The sequence below is a fragment of the Ruminococcus sp. BSD2780120874_150323_B10 genome (assembly GCF_015553695.1).
In the GTDB taxonomy this organism is placed as follows: Bacteria; Bacillota; Clostridia; order Oscillospirales; family Acutalibacteraceae; genus Ruminococcoides; species Ruminococcoides intestinale_A.
Map to the genome: position 1 here is coordinate 81194 of NZ_JADNHD010000005.1, position 18312 is coordinate 99505.

Annotated in this window: 22 protein-coding genes; 3 read left to right on the forward strand and 19 right to left on the reverse strand. The window is 44.0% G+C overall.

What is annotated here, in order from left to right:
* Positions 1-70: 70 nt before the first annotated feature.
* The 13 genes from I2E21_RS04815 to I2E21_RS04875 form a co-directional block, all read right to left on the reverse strand.
* Positions 71-604: a hypothetical protein gene (locus I2E21_RS04815; RefSeq protein ID WP_207735304.1), complete on the reverse strand. Its 534-nt coding sequence runs from the start codon at positions 602-604 to the stop codon at positions 71-73.
* Positions 605-1359: 755 nt separating this feature from the next.
* Entirely contained in the window at positions 1360-2823 is a 1464-nt protein-coding gene (locus tag I2E21_RS04820; protein WP_015573044.1) for a site-specific integrase, read from the reverse strand.
* Positions 2824-2835: 12 nt separating this feature from the next.
* The gene (locus I2E21_RS04825; RefSeq protein WP_015573045.1) at positions 2836-3042 is read right to left on the reverse strand and encodes a helix-turn-helix domain-containing protein; all 207 of its coding nucleotides are present in this window, start codon (positions 3040-3042) and stop codon (positions 2836-2838) included.
* The gene (locus I2E21_RS04830; protein WP_015573046.1) at positions 3032-3733 is read right to left on the reverse strand and encodes a helix-turn-helix domain-containing protein; all 702 of its coding nucleotides are present in this window, start codon (positions 3731-3733) and stop codon (positions 3032-3034) included. The genes I2E21_RS04825 and I2E21_RS04830 overlap by 11 nt, the downstream gene beginning before the upstream one ends.
* Positions 3720-3971, reverse strand: coding sequence for a helix-turn-helix domain-containing protein (locus I2E21_RS04835; protein WP_015573047.1), 252 nt, complete (start codon positions 3969-3971; stop codon positions 3720-3722). The genes I2E21_RS04830 and I2E21_RS04835 overlap by 14 nt, the downstream gene beginning before the upstream one ends.
* A gap of 106 nt (positions 3972-4077) precedes the next feature.
* Entirely contained in the window at positions 4078-4338 is a 261-nt protein-coding gene (locus I2E21_RS04840; protein WP_015573048.1) for a helix-turn-helix domain-containing protein, read from the reverse strand.
* Positions 4331-4909: a type II toxin-antitoxin system PemK/MazF family toxin gene (locus I2E21_RS04845; protein ID WP_024721675.1), complete on the reverse strand. Its 579-nt coding sequence runs from the start codon at positions 4907-4909 to the stop codon at positions 4331-4333. The genes I2E21_RS04840 and I2E21_RS04845 overlap by 8 nt, the downstream gene beginning before the upstream one ends.
* 100 nt (positions 4910-5009) lie before the next feature.
* Entirely contained in the window at positions 5010-5549 is a 540-nt protein-coding gene (locus I2E21_RS04850; RefSeq protein WP_015573050.1) for a sigma-70 family RNA polymerase sigma factor, read from the reverse strand.
* Between the two features lie 244 nt (positions 5550-5793).
* Positions 5794-5991 (reverse strand): hypothetical protein, encoded by a 198-nt coding sequence (locus tag I2E21_RS04855; protein ID WP_074124429.1) that lies wholly within the window; start codon positions 5989-5991, stop codon positions 5794-5796.
* The gene (locus I2E21_RS04860; RefSeq protein WP_024721676.1) at positions 5988-6719 is read right to left on the reverse strand and encodes an ImmA/IrrE family metallo-endopeptidase; all 732 of its coding nucleotides are present in this window, start codon (positions 6717-6719) and stop codon (positions 5988-5990) included. Before I2E21_RS04860 ends, I2E21_RS04855 begins: the two co-directional genes overlap by 4 nt.
* 19 nt (positions 6720-6738) lie before the next feature.
* Positions 6739-6990 (reverse strand): hypothetical protein, encoded by a 252-nt coding sequence (locus I2E21_RS04865; protein WP_014635881.1) that lies wholly within the window; start codon positions 6988-6990, stop codon positions 6739-6741.
* 2 nt (positions 6991-6992) lie between these two features.
* On the reverse strand, positions 6993-7292 hold the full coding sequence (locus I2E21_RS04870) for a hypothetical protein (protein ID WP_003525179.1): 300 nt from the start codon (positions 7290-7292) through the stop codon (positions 6993-6995).
* Positions 7293-7304: 12 nt separating this feature from the next.
* Complete coding sequence (locus tag I2E21_RS04875; protein WP_050618047.1) at positions 7305-8540, reverse strand: DNA polymerase IV; 1236 nt, start codon at positions 8538-8540, stop codon at positions 7305-7307.
* A gap of 148 nt (positions 8541-8688) precedes the next feature.
* Between I2E21_RS04875 and I2E21_RS04880 the strand changes: the two genes are divergently transcribed.
* Positions 8689-9099 (forward strand): helix-turn-helix transcriptional regulator, encoded by a 411-nt coding sequence (locus tag I2E21_RS04880; RefSeq protein WP_003525181.1) that lies wholly within the window; start codon positions 8689-8691, stop codon positions 9097-9099.
* Between the two features lie 100 nt (positions 9100-9199).
* Complete coding sequence (locus I2E21_RS04885) at positions 9200-9733, forward strand: ImmA/IrrE family metallo-endopeptidase (protein ID WP_024532699.1); 534 nt, start codon at positions 9200-9202, stop codon at positions 9731-9733.
* A 41-nt stretch (positions 9734-9774) separates the two neighbouring features.
* Here I2E21_RS04885 and I2E21_RS04890 read toward each other — a convergent pair whose 3' ends face one another.
* Positions 9775-10011 (reverse strand): helix-turn-helix domain-containing protein, encoded by a 237-nt coding sequence (locus I2E21_RS04890; protein WP_085951113.1) that lies wholly within the window; start codon positions 10009-10011, stop codon positions 9775-9777.
* Between the two features lie 664 nt (positions 10012-10675).
* Here I2E21_RS04890 and tet(W) point away from each other — a divergent pair.
* Positions 10676-12595, forward strand: coding sequence for a tetracycline resistance ribosomal protection protein Tet(W) (gene tet(W), locus I2E21_RS04895; protein ID WP_024532698.1), 1920 nt, complete (start codon positions 10676-10678; stop codon positions 12593-12595).
* A gap of 276 nt (positions 12596-12871) precedes the next feature.
* Here tet(W) and I2E21_RS04900 read toward each other — a convergent pair whose 3' ends face one another.
* Genes I2E21_RS04900 through I2E21_RS04920 form a run of 5 tightly spaced genes read right to left on the reverse strand, consistent with a single transcriptional unit; the run spans position 12872 to position 18305 of the window.
* Positions 12872-14581, reverse strand: coding sequence for a CHAP domain-containing protein (locus tag I2E21_RS04900; RefSeq protein WP_195410594.1), 1710 nt, complete (start codon positions 14579-14581; stop codon positions 12872-12874).
* A gap of 40 nt (positions 14582-14621) precedes the next feature.
* Complete coding sequence (gene srtB / locus I2E21_RS04905) at positions 14622-15392, reverse strand: class B sortase (RefSeq protein WP_195410595.1); 771 nt, start codon at positions 15390-15392, stop codon at positions 14622-14624.
* A gap of 36 nt (positions 15393-15428) precedes the next feature.
* Positions 15429-17762 (reverse strand): VirB4-like conjugal transfer ATPase, CD1110 family, encoded by a 2334-nt coding sequence (locus I2E21_RS04910; RefSeq protein WP_050618041.1) that lies wholly within the window; start codon positions 17760-17762, stop codon positions 15429-15431.
* Positions 17755-18120 carry a PrgI family protein gene (locus I2E21_RS04915; protein ID WP_015573062.1) on the reverse strand — a complete coding sequence of 122 codons (366 nt, stop codon included), beginning with the start codon at positions 18118-18120 and terminating at the stop codon, positions 17755-17757. Before I2E21_RS04915 ends, I2E21_RS04910 begins: the two co-directional genes overlap by 8 nt.
* Positions 18120-18305, reverse strand: a complete 186-nt coding sequence (locus I2E21_RS04920) for a hypothetical protein (protein WP_195410596.1) — start codon at positions 18303-18305, stop codon at positions 18120-18122. Before I2E21_RS04920 ends, I2E21_RS04915 begins: the two co-directional genes overlap by 1 nt.
* Positions 18306-18312 lie beyond the last annotated feature (7 nt).

The following is an 18312-nucleotide window of genomic DNA, read 5'->3' on the forward strand; positions in this document are numbered from 1 at the left end:
TATTTTTCTTGGGTGGTTCTTGCTTTTTTAATCTATGAGGATGTTTCAAGTTTTACAGTATTACACCGTCTTAAACATATTCTGTTTTAGCGGTTATGTGCCGAGCTGTGGAATAAAAGCAGTGCGGATCCCATTTTGTTTCTGCGATAAAATACATAGCAAAGTTCTCGTTGCCCTTTTGATAGACAATCGCCCAGTCAGGAGAGTAATTTCCTGCCGGAGTTTCAAGAACAAAACCGCCTTTTTTGAGCTTAGTGTATAGCATTACATTCGGATCATCGTCAAGAGCTTTTGCAAACTTCCATTCACCTTCACTGTCAAACTTATATTTCAAGTTCATAGCTTTATTATGAGCTGGATTTGGTGTAAACAGATACTTTATCTCGTCCTCATTTACAATCTTATCCACCTCGAAAATGTCCTTTTCAAGAGCACCAACGCCCTCAATTAGTTCGGATGTCAAAAACTCCTTACTCTTGAATTCTTTGAGTAGCTTGTTAATTGTTTTAATCGCTTCTTCAAGATAATCCTGATTGTTAATTTTGTTCCTTGCTTTTGCTGATAAACCTTTTATTATTCTTATGATAGCCAATCTTGGCAACATTGTATTTGCCATTATCACATTTACAAGGTCAAAAGGGCATATAGGTAGTGTGCGATTGTCTCTTGACCACCCCTAAATGAACGAATTAACAGGGTAACAACCGCCTTGTCCATTAGCAAGAATTTTGCTCGTTTTTTTCTCTCATTAGCAGAGAGGGCATTTTCATTAGCAAAATAGCGAAAATCCTGCTAATTTTTATTAGCAAGCCGTACACCTGAAAGGCGGACGACATTAGTCCTAAATTCCATTAGCAGACGGAGAATTTGCTTATGAAAATTTGTGATTTTTTCGTTTTTGCTGTTTCTTCGTAAAAATGAAAAAACGCCGGAAACCCTTGATTTTACTGGGTTTTCCGGCGGAATTTTTGGCGTTCCCGAGGTGATTTGAACACCCGACCTACCGCTTAGGAGAAGCCCCCGAGGGGCATTTTTGACTCCCTACAAATCCCCGAAAATCCTTGATTTTACTGGCTTTTCTGGGATTTCACTGTTAGTAAATTCTCGTCCAAAACCTGCTAATTTTTCGTGGTTTTTTGCCTTCCTTTTAGCAGGGTATTAGCAAATGCAAAGAAATATGGGAAACATCATTGAGTTAATCTGTAGCCCATAAATCACAGGAAACGCATTTGAAGTTTACGCATTCTCTTATGCAAATCAATAATCTGTGTTCAAATATTATAATGGTTTTTCTTCTTGATTTCAAGATTTTTCAGGAATTACAAAAGGCAACCCTGACGGATTGCCTTTTTTGTATGACTAAATTGTTTTCGCTAAAGCCTTTAATAATGCTGCTGTTTCCGGATTTGATAACAGTTTTGTGAGCAAGGCGGCGTTTTCATCTGTACTGTTCTCAGCAGGCTTTTCTTTTTCAACTTCGCTCTCTTTTTGAACCTCTGCCATTGGGTCAAGGAGTTCAACCGAAGTTTCAAACTTGGGCATTGGAGCAGTTTTACCTTCTTCCGCATTTTTGAGACCTTTAGCGTTGTAGAACTGTTCCTCAAACTTCTGTGCGTTATATCGCCTGTCCTCGTCGATTATATGGCTGTAAACATCGGCAACCATATCCATTCGGGCGTGTCCTGAGTCGCCTTGAACCGATTTCATATCGCCGCCGTTCCATTTCAGCTTGTAGGTTATACTTGCGTGACGGAAGCTGTGAAATACCACATCGGGTAAGTCGTTGTCCTGTATCAGCTTTTTCAAAGCACGGTTGATTACCTGACCTTCCATCGGTCTGCCTGACGAATGGCAGAATACCAAGTCATAATCCAAATACTCATCACCGAAAAGCTCTTTCATTTCGTCAATCTGCTTTTTTCTCTCTAACAGCATTTGAGCTACGGTTGACGGCAAGAAGATTTTTCTCACACTTGTTTTAGTTTTTGGCGTTTTCAAAACAAGGGAGGTATTTGTATTTGACAGAGTTCTCGGAAAGACACGGATAATGTCCTTATTATCAAGCACCTCCATTACATCTCTGTTTACTCGCTGAAGCTCTTTATCTACAAAAATGGAAGCGTTGTTTTCTTTCAGGCTTTCCTCCGAAATATCAATGCAATCCCAAGTAAGACCGAGCATTTCACCCATACGGAGTGAACAGGCAAAGGATAAATTGATGGCTAATGCGAGAATATCATCATCGCACACTTCAAGAGCGTGCATAAGAGTTTCTGCTGTCCATATTTCTCGTTTCTGATGTTCCTCTTTCGGGAGCGTTGCATTGAGAACCGGGTTTCTTGTCATCAACTCCCATTTTACCGCCTGATTAAAGGCACTCCTTAAAAACTTATGGATTTCTCTTACGGTATGTACGGTCAGATACTCATTTTTAGGCTTTTTATTCTGTACCACTTTGGTCTTAACTTTCAGAAGGCTTTGATAGAATTTATCCATAAGTCTCGGAGTCAGTTCATCAAGTTTCACATCGCCGATAAGCGGAATGATGTAATTATACATAAGCCCTTTCTTTGAACGGTAGGTTGACATTGCCCAGTTATTTACTCCGTACACGGAGCAGTATTCTTCAAGCAAATCCGCAACTGTCGTAGCATTAGGAATGATGAATGTACCGCTTTGCTGTTCAAACTCAATTTGAGTTTTTCTCTTTTTAGCGTCTGCGTTTGTATCAAAGGTTTCCCATTTTTGATGTTGGTTTCCGTCATCGTCTTTGTAGGTATAAACGACGGAATATCGATTCTTTCTCTTTACAATAGAAGCCATAGTCGTTCCTCCTTATTCATTATCCAGCCATTTATCAAAGCTGGTCTTTATTATGCGGTATCCGGTTTCGAGCATTACTGCCTGAAAACACCCCTGTTTGATGAGCTTATATACGGTCTGTCGGGTAATACCCAAGATTGACTGAACTTCCTCTACGGAATAGCTCTTTTTTGTATATGTACCGCCGTTTAATTCACGAACTCTATCCTCAATCGACATATCCCTCCACCTCCTCGATTTCCTTAACTTTAGTGTATTTACTTTGCGAAGCGTACCACTTATCAAAGCTTTCTCTTTTTATTCGGCGTTTACCGTCAACCCATATAAACTCAACAATGCCATCGTTCATAAGGTCATTTGCGGTGCTTCTCGGAATGCCGAGTACCTTTGCAACAGTAAGAGGAGAGAGCGTTTTGCCGTATTTCTTACCGGGTCTTTCGCCGTTTACTTTCTCATAATGGAATTGTCCTGCATACCAATCTTCAAAGCTATCCACATCAACTCTCATTTTGCCCAGTACCAAATAGGTCTTAAATCGGCACTGATTGATGAGTCGGTATGTAGCCGTCTTTCCAAGACCGAGTATTCTCATTACGTCGGGTACAGACATTGTCTTTTTGTCCTGATATGTAAGAACTGCCTTGACGATTTTCTTATTTTCTTCAACGCTTTTCTTTGAAGCTCTGTATTCGTTGCCGACTCGGTATGTTTTGAATAAGCCGCAATTCATCAGTTTCAGTGCTTCTTCTTCGGAAATGGAAAACAACCGAGATATTTCCTTGACAGAATAGGCTTGCCACTGTGCTTCCTCCTGAAGCTTTTCATCGCTGAACAATTCTGCCAAGCGTTCATTTTCCTCTCTGAGATTAAACTGCTCCACTCGGTCATTGAACATATTAACAAATGCCATCTTCAGAACCTCCTTTCTCGCCATTGAGCCAATTTTCAAAGCTCTTTTTAGATATTCGATATTGACCTCCGACACGAACGCTATGGAATTTCTTGCTTTTAAGCAGCTCATAGACGGTAGTTCTGCTCACTTTCAAGATGTGCTGTATATCATCTACCGTGTATGCTCGTATATCAGGTTCAGTCTGCCTGAATGTATTAGGAAGTCGAGTATCGCTCTTTTCAATTTTCTTTCGCATTACCGTTTACCCCCGATTTCTTATTTGCCACTCTGACTACCATATAGCCAAGTGACTTGGCTATATGGTACTGAAAATCGGAGTTTTTGTTAATTATGCGATTGGTTTAATCGCATAATTGACAACCGGAGCTTTCGCTGTCCATATTATCAAGCCATCGGTCAAAGCTCTTCTTGGAAATTCTGTAATGTCCGCCGACCTTTACAAAATGGAAAACGCCTGAGTTGACGAGAGCATAAGCAGTGTTCTTTCCAATGCTGAGAATATCCATTATTTCTTCTACCGTATAAACTCTTTTCTCAAAGCCGGAACTATCATCAACAGCGTTGGGTAGTTTGTTCATTGCTTCAATCTTATCTTCAAACATTGTCAACACCTCCCTTAGCGTGATGATGGTTCTTTTTGAAAATCATATAGTCATAGCCGTATCCTACCTGACATTTATCGCACATCTCTTTATCTGCCTGAAAGGGGTCAAGTCTTTTTACAATGTTTTCAGGGATAGACTGAAACTCGCTTCTGCAACGAGGGCAAAGACTTAGTACAATGCCTTTACGCTCTGTCTTGGGTTTAACGGGAATACCGACTGCAAATTTCAATCCTCGCTTGATTTCGCTGATTTTATCTGCGTCGGTAATTCTTCCGACAAAATTATCAAGCTCTGTGGCTTTATCCACGGTGCGTAGCTGCTCAAGCATTACCATCGACGGCTCTTTTAAGCCACAATCCGTGTTTAGCTCAATATGAGTATTCATTGCCGTTTTCTTTTTAACAGCCGTTATAGCGGCTACAACGACCGTAGGACTGCTTTCATTTAAGCGATTTGTCTGAACCACAAGAACCGGTCTCATTCCCGATTGCACACTACCGTTTGTAACCCCCAAGTCGCAGTAATAAATATCGCCCCATCTGACATTCTTAAATTCTTTTTCTTTCATATGTAAATCCTCGCTTTCGATTATTCTGAGGTAATTCATATCCGGATTAGAATTAACCCCTTCACTTGTTTGAAATGGGAGAGCGTTTTTGGGGGGTGTTTTAGAAAAATTTCCTCAACTTTTTTATTGCACTGTTTACCGATTCCCTTACAGAAGTAAAATCGACTCCTTCTTCATCTGCGATTTTTTCAAGTGTTTTGTTGTAGAAGAAATACTTAAAAACTCTGCGTTTCTGTGTTTCGCTTAAGTAACACAAAACCTCCCGAAGTCGCTTAATATTGTCTTTCAGCATTATTTCTTCGATTGGGTCTGTATCGACTGCCAATTCCGGATGATGCACTTCAAATTCTCCGTCATTGATGTCAAATGCGTGTCCGAAAAGAAGCCTTCTCATTCTCTCTCTTGCTTCGTAGTTCTGATACTCCGTTATCACTTCGCCCTGAGCCATAGAAAGCAGAATGAACGGAGTGTACCGACGGATAACATCAGGGTATTTAACCCACAATTCTTCTTCCGCCAGTTCTGTTACAATCGCCCATTTCTCCGTGCCGGTGTAGCCGTGATATTCATACCGCAGGTTAATGAGCTTGCAGTCGTTCGCAAATAATAATTCCTGTTGTTCTAATGTAAGTTTTGTCATTGTCGTAATCTCCTTAAATTTGAATTTTTGAATTTGGTTGAAATCAAAAATTCGGAGATTACGGATACTTGGCGATATACGCCAGCCACTTATATGTCACGGTCTTGCTCCTTTCGGGAGCGACAAAAAAGCCGGACACCAAGAACATTAGGATATTTCTATCCCTTAATTCTCAGCGTCCGGCAATTTGATGACTCAAGAGCTTTCGCTCAAGGACTCGTGGCTCGGTACATCTGTCCGATATTTAATTGTTCGCTCTGTTACTACTTCTTGTTAATCTGTACTTGACTGTTCCCTTGCGTAGGGATAGGTCAACCTCTACTACTCTGTGGCAGTTCGGACATTTCAGTTCAATCACGCCTGTTGTCATTGTTACCTTGTCAAAAATACGCCAGCCACAGTTTTTGCACCTTACGATTATCTTTTGTTCCAACGATTTCATAGCTCGCTCACCTCCGGATAAACCGTAACCAAATCAAAAGGATTATCAAGATACTCCTTTTTCAAAAGTCCGAGCTGTTTCATTCGTATAGCAAGTGCTTTTTTGGAACACCCTAAAAAATCCGCAAGTGCATCAAATCTCTTATATACGCTCGGATAGTATATTTTGTTCAGACACTCAATCTTTTCTCCAAGACTGAACAGATACATTCCCTGCTTTATAAGGTTTTCGGGAAGAAGGATAGCAGCTCCAAGCGTATTTGCCTGCCATTCCTCCCAATCGGATATAGGCTTATTTCTCTCGGAATTTGCCTTGTAATAATGTACTCCGGCAGATTTCTGTGTCACACCGTAATCATTCGGGAACAACATCTTAAATATCTGATGGCTGCCCTCGTGCATTAAGGTGAAATTCTTTCTGCCTTTCAGCTTGCTGTCAAAGTTCAAGTCCTTTTCCACGAGAACGGTTTTTCCATCCAAAAAGAAAAAGGCTTCGTTATCATCATCTTCAAATACCTGAACACCCATTTCCGTAAATGAGGTCATTCCGAGAATACTACCGTCATAAGATAGGTGCTGGTATTCGACATTCAATCCGAGAACCTTCTCCAAGAGAAGCTCCGGGTCAATTCTGTATATTTGTGTGTTACGGACATCAGGAAGTGCCATATATGCCTGAACATACTTGTCGGCAATCGCTTCGATGTCAAATCTCGATAAATGTTTCAAGTTACAAAACCTCCTACCATTAGGATTTTGCTTCTACAAACCACTTTCCGTTTTCTTCGTCGAACAGAAATGTGGGCTTGCCGCAAATCTGTACCGTGTAGCGGATACCGGTTCCTCCGACTTTGGTGGAAGCCGCACGGCATTTCTGAATTACACGGTCTATCTCATATTTTTCATCATTCTCAAACTTGATGAAATTCGGACGAGCCGTCCCATCAGGTCTGTGTGTTACATTTACTTCAACATAAACTTTTCTTCTATCGGATTCCATTTCTATACCTCGTAATTTCTCAAAGTCAAAACCAATCTTCCCAAGTGCTTGTATCCGTCGATGTTCTTATCCGACACCCTGTACTTAGGTCGGTCATCTCCGGCAGTATTGATGTAACAGGAAAGCCTTCCTTTCTTAAAGCGTTTTTTCCGGTCAAAGAACAGGAACATTCCCTCATATATACCGTAGTCGGTAAAATGGTTTCCGCCGTCCGCACGGAAGATAACAATATCTTCGCTGCACCCCTGCAAAAAGCAGTCGGGTATCGTAACATAAGCCGTAACCTCTTTTTCGTCAATCACATTAAGCCCTCCTTAACCGACCATACCTGTCGGCATAGTGATTTCAGCTTTTTTCGGTGGTAGCCGCAGGTTCTGACACAGAACCCCATTCCTTATGCTGTCCTTTCCGAAACGCCGTCTGATTTCTTCAACACACTTTTCCATTCGCTCCAATTTGTCCTGCTTGGCGGCGTCCATAAACATATCTATTTGACGGGGCGTGTCTTGTGGAACAAGATTTATGGCTTGTACCGTCACAGAACGGATAGGGTTATTCCACCCATATCTTTTTTCAAACAACTGAAAAGCGGTCTTTGCAATAATCATCGGAGACTGTGTAGGAAGTGCAATCTTCGTCTGCCATTGCCTTGTATTGAGTGTGTTGTCTCTAATATGTATTGCGACACCTTCTGCACTCAGTCCGTGAACACGGAGCTTGTGTCCGATGTCTTGGGTTAACTCGAGAAACACGGGCCACACCTGCTCCGGTTTCTCTAAGTCTGCTACCGTTGTTATACCGTGTCCTACGCTTTTTATAGGAGAAACGAAGTCTTTCTTGGCAACAAGGGAAAGGTCGTTACCATTGGCATAGTTCCATAAAACTACTCCGTTCTTTCCTAATCTTCTGCGTAAGAACTCAGGGTCGGTATTCGCTAAATCCCCGATGGTACGAATACAATAGCTGTCAAGCACTCGCTGGGTTGCCCGTCCTACACCGAGCAGGTCAGCGGCAGGAAGTCCCCAAATCTTTTCTTTGAATGTGTCCTTTGGAATTACGGTTACTGCGTCCGGTTTCTTCATATCCGAGCCGAGCTTCGCAAATATCTTATTAAAGGAAACACCCACAGAAATCGTCAAGCCGAGTTCAAACTTCATAGTCTCACGAATTTCATTTGCCACCTTTTCCGGCGAACCGAAAAGGCTTTCTGTCCCGCTAATATCCAGCCAACACTCGTCCATACCATACGGTTCAACTTGGTCGGTATATCGCTCATAAACGCTTCTCGCAAGCTTTGAGTATTTGATATACTCCTCATAATGGGGCGGCACTACAACCAAGTCCTTGCACTTCTGTTTAGCCTGCCATACTGCGTCCCCGGTTTTCACATCAAAAGCCTTTGCTTTGTAGTTCTTTGCAAGCACGATACCGTGTCGTTCCTCCACAGAGCCGCAGACAGCAATCGGATATTTCTTCAATGCGGGGTCGAGCATACATTCGACGCTGGCATAGAAGTTATTCATATCACAATGAAGTATGCTTCGTAACATTTTTAGAACCCCCTTGACATTTTGGGTAGTTTGGTGTACACTATGTGTAGTTCAACTTCCCAATTCATATTATATACACTTCAACTGTACTTGTCAAGAGCAAATGGGTAGTTCAACTGTAAATATTCTTTTAAGGAGTGAAATCACAATGACATTCGGTGAAAAAGTCAAGGCTGAAAGAACAAAGCTTGGTATGAGTCAAGATGAGTTGGCAGCTAAAATCGGCGTAACCCGACGCATAATTGGTTCTTATGAAAATGATAAATCCCGTCCGAGAGGAATGGAAAGATATAAGAAGCTGGCAGAATCCTTAAATGTAAATGTGAATTATCTGCTGTCTGAGGACGACGCTTTCATCGCCGATGTAGAGGATAAGTACGGACGCAGAGGAGCAAGACAGGCTCAGGAGTTGCTTGCAGAAGTTACCGGTCTGTTTGCCGGCGGCGAAATGGCTGACGAGGATATGCGTGAAATGGTTGACGCCATTCAGGAAGCCTATCTTATTGCAAAGAAAAACAATAAAAAATACACCCCGAAGAAATACCGCAAAGACGAGTAATCCTCGAAGTGAACTAAGTCCAATATATGGGACATATAATAGTTTATAATTTATTATAGGGTTAATATCCGATATACTATAATATGGGAGGTGAGCCGGATTGGGGTATTACACTACGGCTGAGATTGTGAAAATCGTAAACAAGCTCATTGACCGCTGCGGTACTCGTGACCCATACAAGGTCGCAAAAGAGCTTGGTATCAATATAATCTACCGAAATTTTGACAAGCAGCGTGGAGCATATAAAGTTATTCTGAAGAACCGCTTTGTTTTTCTTAAAAACGGTATGCACCCGGTCGTGGAGCAGATAGTGCTATGGCACGAAATCGGACACGATGTTCTCCACAGGCAAGAAGCGGTTGCTGTCGGCGGGTTCAAAGAGTTCAACATCTTTGATATGAGAGAGAACCGTATGGAGTATGAAGCAAATATCTTCGCTTCTCAGGCTTCGCTCCCGGACGACACCATTTTGGAATACATTGAAAACGGCTATGACATTCAGCAGATTGCACGGGCAATGTGTTCTGACATAAACCTGATTGCTCTGAAAGTGGATACGCTGATTGCACAGGGCTATCAACTTCGCAAACAGGAACACCAAAACGATTTTCTTAAATACAATCACAAAATGTAAGACCGTCAAGTCTCGAATGTTGAGATTTGACGGTCTTTTCGTTATTTATTACATTTTTCTTTATAATCTTCGCCCCAACTCCACATAGCGTCGAGAATAGGTTTCAAGCTTTGTCCCAATTCTGTCAGAGAGTATTCTACTCTCGGCGGAACTTCAGCATACACTTTTCGATTAACGAGTCCGTTTTCTTCCATATCACGAAGCTGAGCAGTCAAAACCTTTTGAGAAACGCTGCCGATTGATTTTTTTAATTCACCGAAACGCTTTGTACCCGGCAGTAATGCTCATGTACGGTAAAGAAGCAAGCAACCGAAAACAATAGATAGACCGCCAGCACTACACTATTCCGAACCAAAGACCAAAAGATAAGCATTTTGAGAAAATCTAAACTTTTGGATTTTCCTACAATGCCGACTACGGCGGAATCCCTCCCACTCCTTATATATTTCTTTCTGTATACATTGAATTTGTATTTAGTAAAATGCAGACAACACCACGGATCGGCTTTTGGCTGGACAATTCCAACCAAACACCACAGCAGACAGCAGAAACCATTCTGAACGCCAGGAAGCCGGTATGATTGTTACATATAAGGGGAAGAAAAATTTCTTTTAGGTACTTGCTTTCCTAAAACTGATGTGATATAATAGCTTCATTCCAGAAAAGGAGTAAAAAATATGCGGCAAGGTATTCTTAAATAAAACTATAATCAAATAGTGGGAACAAAGGATTATGATAGTTCCTTTTGTGGGGGCTTGATTTTTTGTACCCAATTTAAGAATACTTTTGCCTTATCAATTTTGACATATCCAAAAAAACAGCAGTCACAAATAGGTGTATGCTGTATATGTGTATGTCAGCAAATTATAATCCCCAGTGGTAAAAGTATTTTACTGCTGGGGATTTTTGTGCCCTTTCGGGCTGTAAAAGGAGGACAATCACATGAAAATAATCAATATTGGCATTCTTGCCCACGTAGACGCAGGAAAAACAACATTGACGGAAAGTCTGCTATACACCAGTGGAGCGATTGCGGAACAGGGAAACGTGGATAAAGGGACTACAAGAACAGACACTATGATTTTGGAACAGCAGCGGGGAATTACCATTCAAGCGGCAGTCACTTCCTTCCAGTGGCACAGATGTAAAGTCAACATTGTGGATACGCCCGGCCACATGGATTTTTTGGCGGAGGTGTACCGCTCTTTGGCTGTTTTAGATGGGGCCATCTTGGTGATCTCCGCTAAAGATGGCGTGCAGGCCCAGACCCGTATTCTGTTCCATGCCCTGCGGAAAATGAACATTCCCACCGTTATCTTTATCAACAAGATCGACCAGGCTGGCGTTGATTTGCAGAGCGTGGTTCAGTCTGTTCGGGATAAGCTCTCCGCCGATATTATCATCAAGCAGACGGTGTCGCTGTCCCCGGAAATAGTCCTGGAGGAAAATACCGACATAGAAGCATGGGATGCGGTCATCGAAAATAACGATAAATTATTGGAAAAGTATATCGCAGGAGAACCAATCAGCCGGGAAAAACTTGTGCGGGAGGAACAGCGGCGGGTTCAAGACGCCTCCCTGTTCCCGGTCTATTATGGCAGCGCCAAAAAGGGCCTTGGCATTCAACCGTTGATGGATGCGGTGACAGGGCTGTTCCAACCGATTGGGGAACAGGGGAGCGCCGCCCTATGCGGCAGCGTTTTCAAGGTGGAGTATACAGATTGCGGCCAGCGGCGTGTCTATCTACGGCTATACAGCGGAACGCTGCGCCTGCGGGATACGGTGGCCCTGGCCGGGAGAGAAAAGCTGAAAATCACAGAGATGCGTATTCCATCCAAAGGGGAAATTGTTCGGACAGACACCGCTTATCCGGGTGAAATTGTTATCCTTCCCAGCGACAGCGTGAGGTTAAACGATGTATTAGGGGACCCAACCCGGCTCCCTCGTAAAAGGTGGCGTGAGGACCCCCTCCCCATGCTGCGGACGTCGATTGCGCCGAAAACGGCAGCGCAAAGAGAACGGCTGCTGGACGCTCTTACGCAACTTGCGGATACTGACCCGCTTTTGCGCTGCGAGGTGGATTCCATCACCCATGAGATCATTCTTTCTTTTTTGGGCCGGGTGCAGTTGGAGGTTGTTTCCGCTTTGCTGTCGGAAAAATACAAGCTTGAAACAGTGGTAAAGGAACCCACCGTCATTTATATGGAGCGGCCGCTCAAAGCAGCCAGCCACACCATCCATATCGAGGTGCCGCCCAACCCGTTTTGGGCATCCATCGGACTGTCTGTTACACCACTCCCGCTTGGCTCCGGTGTACAATACGAGAGCCGGGTTTCGCTGGGATACTTGAACCAGAGTTTTCAAAACGCTGTCAGGGATGGTATCCGTTACGGGCTGGAGCAGGGCTTGTTCGGCTGGAACGTAACGGACTGTAAGATTTGCTTTGAATACGGGCTTTATTACAGTCCGGTCAGCACGCCGGCGGACTTCCGCTCATTGGCCCCGATTGTATTGGAACAGGCATTGAAGGAATCAGGGACGCAACTGCTGGAACCTTATCTCTCCTTCACCCTCTATGCGCCCCGGGAATATCTTTCCAGGGCTTATCATGATGCACCGAAATACTGTGCCACCATCGAAACGGTCCAGGTAAAAAAGGATGAAGTTGTCTTTACTGGCGAGATTCCCGCCCGCTGTATACAGGCATACCGTACTGATCTGGCCTTTTACACCAACGGGCAGAGCGTATGCCTTACAGAACTGAAAGGGTATCAGGCCGCTGTCGGCAAGCCAGTCATCCAGCCCCGTCGTCCAAACAGCCGTTTGGATAAGGTGCGCCATATGTTCAGTAAGATTCCTTGATACGCCACAGCAAGGATGGTTATTGCATTTCCCTGCCTTTCGTGGTAAAATGTAGTTGTAAACCACCAGAGAAAACAACAACCCTGCTACCCCCCGTTATCACCACCGATAACAATTTGATAACAGCCCATCGTATAGGGCTGGATAATATGGACACATCAAATAATCAAAAAAATGAGGTATCAAATTTATGAAGCAAAATCCGTTAAATATGATGCCCAACAACGATTTTGAATAATGTACTTGATGGCTACTCAAACGAGCAGCCATCTTTTTTTAATATGCCGGAATACCGTATCCGTAGATAACTGAGCTACCAACCGTGTATGTTTTGGTTCTGCAAGTGTCGCCTGAGTTGCCCTCAACGGTATAGACTGTACCGTTCTCGCATTTCTGAACGATACCGGTGTGGTCTGTCACACCGTCGCCCTCCCAGTCAAAGAAGATGATTGTACCGGGCGAAGGTTCATACGAACCGTCTGCCCATTGTCCTCGGTCTCTAAACCATTGAACGCCGTTTACACAGCCGGCATACTTCGGAATAATACCGGCGTCGATATATCCGCACTCGTTGGCACACCAAGAAACGAAGCAGGCACACCACTCTACACGGGAGTCAAATCCGTACCAAGACCAGTAAGGCTGACCGCCTACATTACCTACCTGAGACAGAGCAACCGTTACGATTTGGTCGTCGCTGTATCCGATACCGTAAAGCACCTGAGACCATAGTTGATTGTTTTCGTCCTTTAGCAGCTCGGCAAGATACTCTTTCTGCTCCTGATTAAAGCCGTACATAGCCGCCATTTCATCAACGGTCTTGTGCGATACCGTGATATACAGGAAAGTTTCTGTTACTGTGGTTTCGGTCTGTACGATGTTGCCGTGTCCGTCGTCGCTTTCTTCGATTTCGGTGTGGGTTTTCGATTCCGTTCTGGAAGAAATATCGTTCATCTCCCAAAAAATATCCGACAGTAGCTGCTTCTTGGTTTCATCAACCGTAGCAACCTCCATCGGATTGTTGGGGTCGGTATTCACTTTAACAGAATAGACCGCAAGAACATCTTTCCAAACAGCTCTGCTTCCGCTCATTTCAAGCACATCATATCTTACAGAGTTCTTTTCTTGTTCCAATCGGTCATCATATTCTTGATTGATTTCCTGAACGACTGTCTGCATTGACATTCCTGTGCCGGAATCCTCTCCCGAAAAGAATATACCGAACACAGAACCCGCAATCAGAGCTACAAGGCATAGGACAATAATTACTACCACCGCAACCCAGCCGCCGGCAGCGATAGCGGCAATAAGACCTTTTACCGCCGCAATGATTGCTTTTACTGCGGCAACGGTGGCTTTGGCTGCGGCTTTAATCGTAGAGGCTGTTGCTTTGGCGGTAGCTTTTGCCGCCTGTGCCGCTTTCTGCGAAGCCTTAACTGTCGCCTGAGCTGTTTTCTGTGCCGCCTTCGCCGCTTGCTGACTTGTTTTTATCGCTGTCTTTGCAGTCTGTTCAGCCGTCTTAACTGATTTCTGTGCGGTTTTGGTTGCTTCTTTTCCGGCAAACTTAATGGTTTTCTTTCCGGAGGAAGTGACAGACTGCTTTATGGTCTTTTCCGCCTTATCGACAGTCTTAATCGCAGAGCTTGTGTTATGCGAAGCCTGTTTTCGTAAAGACTGCTCGGCTCGCTGTTGCTTGAAACGCTGAATACCGTCCTTTGCGGTGCGGATATTTTCTTTTGTGGTTTCAAGTCCCTTTCGTCCCGCCTTGTCAAACGCATAGGCACCATCGTGAACCGCTTCGTCAATACCGCTTTCCAGCTTATCGGAAGCGTATTCCTCGGCAGAACTGCTGTTGGCATTTACCGACCGCTCCGCCTTTTCTTTGGTTGCGATATACGCCTGCTTCATTCGTTGGGTTGCAACGGCAGCCTTATCTATGGTTCGTATTGTACCTTTTGCATTGTCTTTCGTTTTAATATCAGCCATACAATCCCTCCTTCCTATGCAGGCTGAACTACCTGTTGTATTATTCGTTTATTAGCTTCGCCACTACAACAAGTCTGCCGTTTGTCCGGGAATACTCACAGGTGGAAAGGGTCAGGAGCTTGTCGCCGTATTCGGCGGTTACGCCGGTTTCGTAAAGCGACAGTTTCTTGCACTTCTCAACATAGGCTGTGAAATCCTCGTCGGTTTCCGCATTGATGAACTGATAGTATTTGAAACTTTCAGGACTGTCCGTATATACTACGGTTTTGAACACGGCAATTACTTCATAGGTCTGTCTGTCGGTCAGCGTATCAAAGGATATTGTTTTGTGCTTTTCCCAAAAGCTCTTGTCCTTGAATTTCATAAGACCGGCGAACATCGTACCGTCGTTCATATGATGACCGTAGATGATGATATTGTCGCTTGGAAGCTCCATATCGCAGTTTTCCTGAACATAGGGACAACCGTAGTCGGTGTATGACTTATCAAAGCCGTGCTTCAGATAGAAGTTCGGGTTGTCCTTTGACTGCATAACAGGATAATTGATTTTTGTGTCCTCGACCTTAATCCAACCGACCATATCGTTGTTTTGCAGATAAAGCTCCTGATACTCCGGGATAAAGGTCTTTTCCTCGGAGTAGTTCATCGGCTCTTGGGTTTCTTCAGGCTCTGTCTCCACAACCTCAATCAGATTGTCGTACATCTCCGCCTGCCTTGCAGAGTCGTAATAGTGCTTAATGAGAAAACCTGAACTGACGGCAAATACAATGCTGAAAGCACAGATAATAGCAATATAGATTTTATTTTTCATAAGCATTTCCTTTCTGAGTAAAGAATAGGGCAAGGGTTATGCACCCTCGCCCGGTTTGGTTGTCATCAGCTTATACAGCTTCGTATTTTTCGGGAACTTGTTTGCAAACGGCACAAGCGAACTGCCGACCTTTATCAGTCCGTGTCCTGCGTCAACATTCGTAATATACGAAAGCTGAAGGTCAGAAATGTTAAGGAGCTTGGCAAGCTCAATCCTGTCGGTTGAAGCCTGATTGAGCATAATCAAAAACTCGCTGTTTGCAAGCATTGTTCTTGCCGTATGGCTCTGCAAAAGGTCGTCCACATTCTGCGTAATACCGGTGGCATAAGCACCGTACTTTCTTACACGCTTCCAAAGAGTAAACAGGAAGTTTGCTGAGTATTCGTGCTGGAACAGGAGGTAGATTTCATCAATAAAGATGAATGTCTGCTTACCCTTAGCACGGTTCTGTGTAATACGGTTCAGAATAGAGTCGAGAACGACAAGCATACCGATAGGCATAAGCTGCTTGCCGAGGTCAAGAATGTCATAACAGATAAGTCGGTTATCCGTATCCACATTGGTCGGCTTTGCGAAGGTATTCAAAGAGCCGTGAGTAAACAGCTCGATAGCAAGAGCAATTTCCTTTGCTTCCGGCTCGTCCTGTTTCAAAAGCTCCGCACGGAAATCCTGCAAGGTAGGAACAGTACCGGTATATCCTCTCTGCTGATAGTCTCGGTAAACACTTGCCGTACAACGGTCGATGATAGATTTCTGCTTTGCTCCGAGGTTTGTGCCGCCGATGAGCTGTTCGCAAAGGGACATAATGAACTCTGATTTCAGGATAACCGGGTTTGCACCGTCGCCGTATTCCTTGTTCATATCCATCGCATTGATATGGCTCGGAGAAGTAGCAGAGATATTGATAATTTCGCCGCCGAGAGCCTTTACAAGCTGCGAATACTCTCGCTCGGGGTCGATGATAATAACATCTGCGTTGGAGGAAAGAATGATATTTTCAATCTCTCCCTTTGCCGCAAAGGATTTACCGCCGCCGGATACGCCGAGAATAAAGGAATTGCCGTTGAGTAGCTGTCTGCGGTCGGCGATAATCATATTTTTGCTGATAACATTCTGACCGTAGTAAATGCCGTTTTCGTGGTAAATGTCCTGAACTCTGAACGGGATAAATACCGCAAGGCTTTCTGTGGTAAGGGTTCTGAATGCGTCAATCTTGCGTGTTCCAAAGGGCATAGCCGTATTCAGTCCGTCCATCTGCTGATACTTGAGAACGGCAAACTGGCACAAATGCTTTCTTGCCGTAGTAAGCAGAGCTTCGGTGTCGTTATCAAGCTGTTCTTTGGAGTCCGCAGTATGAACCATAGTGAGTACAGCGAACATCATTCGCTGATCACGAGTGGTAAGGTCATCAAGGAACTCCTTCATTTCCTTTTTCTGCTGTTCCATATCATACGGAACGGTAGCGGAAAAGTTATTGTTCTGATTCTGCTTTCTCTGCCAGTTGGTTATATTCGTCTCAACCCCAAGCAGTCTGCTCTCTGCTTCTCGCACCGCTTCATCGGTAGGAACAGGTACGATGTCAATGGACATCATCAGGTTGCGGTTCAGGTCGGTAAGCTCAGCTACCATACTGTCCTTGATATAGGAAGCGTACTCACGAAGAAAAAGGACTCTCCCGTAACGGTTTCCCATTTTGAAGTAGTCCTTTTCAAATTCCATTGTATCGGGGCAAACATAATCCTTGAAATCGTGTCCCTTTTTTCTCGTTTCCTTAATATTGAAGTGGTATGCGGTTTCCTCACCGACACGGAAGAAATCGTGGACAATTCTCAGTCTCTCATCGGTTTCAAGCTCCACACATTTGCTTCCGAGTCTTGCAAAGTGGGCTATCAGGTCAGCACCGACACGGGCAAAATAGGTTCTTGCGTCCTCCACGCTCTTTTTGTTGATGGAGATAGTAACATACTTATCCTGAACAATTGCATTTGCACCGGTCGCCTTGTCGAGAAGCATTTTGTTATATTCCTCTCGGTAAACATCAAGCTCATCGCCGGTTTCGGGGATAAGAATGGTTTTCTCAAAGTCCAAACGGTTAAGCCGTCTGTTGTTGATAGTCAGCTTTGTAGTAGCTCCGCTGTCAAGAGAGTTGAGAAGCTCGGAGTATTCAAGGAACATTGCTTCCTTGTCCTCACGGCTTGCTACGGCAAAGTTAATATCCGTGAACTTGAAGCTCTTGGAATACTTGTCCTTGCCCACACGGAAAATACCGTCATCATAGATTGCGGTAATGGGAATACAATCCTGTACGCCCTTTGGTACTACAAACTTTTCTTTGTCCTGCTTTAACAGGTTTGTAAGGGTTTTAATCATTGTTCTTATAAGCCTCCTTCTGTTTTTGTTCGATTGTCGGTTTCATCAATTCGTAATAGGTGTTGGTGGAATGAAAGACCAGCTTTTTCGGCATAAGGAACTCGGACTTAATCCACGCCCATATAAATTTCTCAGCCGTCATTCCGTTGTATTTCACAAAGCCGAGAGCCGCAAAAGGGGCAGCTCCCAAAATGCACACCCACGATACGGTTTCTGTTCCGAGGTACGGTTTTAGGAGGAAGTAAAGTCCTACCGCTACCGCACAGGCGAGGACAGAAAAAATGAACTGTCTGAGCGACAGTCCAAAAAACATTGACTCTGTATAATTTCGTATCTCTCGGTTAATTTTGACTTCCATCAAAAGCTCCTTTCTCTGCGATATGCTTGTTTTGCGTGACGGATTTCATCAGAGCAGACGCAGGTGTCCGCAAGGCAAATCACATTGCCGTTTTTCTTTCCTCCGTAGTACACACAATATTTGCAGTCGCAGTCGGCAGGCATATAGCCCTGCCATCTATCGTTATTATTCTTATTTTTCTTCATCAGAGAA

Excerpts from the sequence above, each read along its gene's own strand:
- I2E21_RS04815 (WP_207735304.1), bottom strand. The coding sequence starts at position 604 with ATGTTGCCAAGATTGGCTATCATAAGAATAATAAAAGGTTTATCAGCA.
- I2E21_RS04820 (WP_015573044.1), bottom strand. The coding sequence starts at position 2,823 with ATGGCTTCTATTGTAAAGAGAAAGAATCGATATTCCGTCGTTTATACC.
- I2E21_RS04825 (WP_015573045.1), bottom strand. The coding sequence starts at position 3,042 with ATGTCGATTGAGGATAGAGTTCGTGAATTAAACGGCGGTACATATACA.
- I2E21_RS04830 (WP_015573046.1), bottom strand. The coding sequence starts at position 3,733 with ATGGCATTTGTTAATATGTTCAATGACCGAGTGGAGCAGTTTAATCTC.
- I2E21_RS04835 (WP_015573047.1), bottom strand. The coding sequence starts at position 3,971 with ATGCGAAAGAAAATTGAAAAGAGCGATACTCGACTTCCTAATACATTC.
- I2E21_RS04840 (WP_015573048.1), bottom strand. The coding sequence starts at position 4,338 with ATGTTTGAAGATAAGATTGAAGCAATGAACAAACTACCCAACGCTGTT.
- I2E21_RS04845 (WP_024721675.1), bottom strand. The coding sequence starts at position 4,909 with ATGAAAGAAAAAGAATTTAAGAATGTCAGATGGGGCGATATTTATTAC.
- I2E21_RS04850 (WP_015573050.1), bottom strand. The coding sequence starts at position 5,549 with ATGACAAAACTTACATTAGAACAACAGGAATTATTATTTGCGAACGAC.
- I2E21_RS04855 (WP_074124429.1), bottom strand. The coding sequence starts at position 5,991 with ATGAAATCGTTGGAACAAAAGATAATCGTAAGGTGCAAAAACTGTGGC.
- I2E21_RS04865 (WP_014635881.1), bottom strand. The coding sequence starts at position 6,990 with ATGGAATCCGATAGAAGAAAAGTTTATGTTGAAGTAAATGTAACACAC.
- I2E21_RS04875 (WP_050618047.1), bottom strand. The coding sequence starts at position 8,540 with ATGTTACGAAGCATACTTCATTGTGATATGAATAACTTCTATGCCAGC.
- I2E21_RS04880 (WP_003525181.1), top strand. The coding sequence starts at position 8,689 with ATGACATTCGGTGAAAAAGTCAAGGCTGAAAGAACAAAGCTTGGTATG.
- I2E21_RS04900 (WP_195410594.1), bottom strand. The coding sequence starts at position 14,581 with ATGGCTGATATTAAAACGAAAGACAATGCAAAAGGTACAATACGAACC.
- srtB (WP_195410595.1), bottom strand. The coding sequence starts at position 15,392 with ATGAAAAATAAAATCTATATTGCTATTATCTGTGCTTTCAGCATTGTA.
- I2E21_RS04910 (WP_050618041.1), bottom strand. The coding sequence starts at position 17,762 with ATGATTAAAACCCTTACAAACCTGTTAAAGCAGGACAAAGAAAAGTTT.
- I2E21_RS04915 (WP_015573062.1), bottom strand. The coding sequence starts at position 18,120 with ATGGAAGTCAAAATTAACCGAGAGATACGAAATTATACAGAGTCAATG.
- I2E21_RS04920 (WP_195410596.1), bottom strand. The coding sequence starts at position 18,305 with ATGAAGAAAAATAAGAATAATAACGATAGATGGCAGGGCTATATGCCT.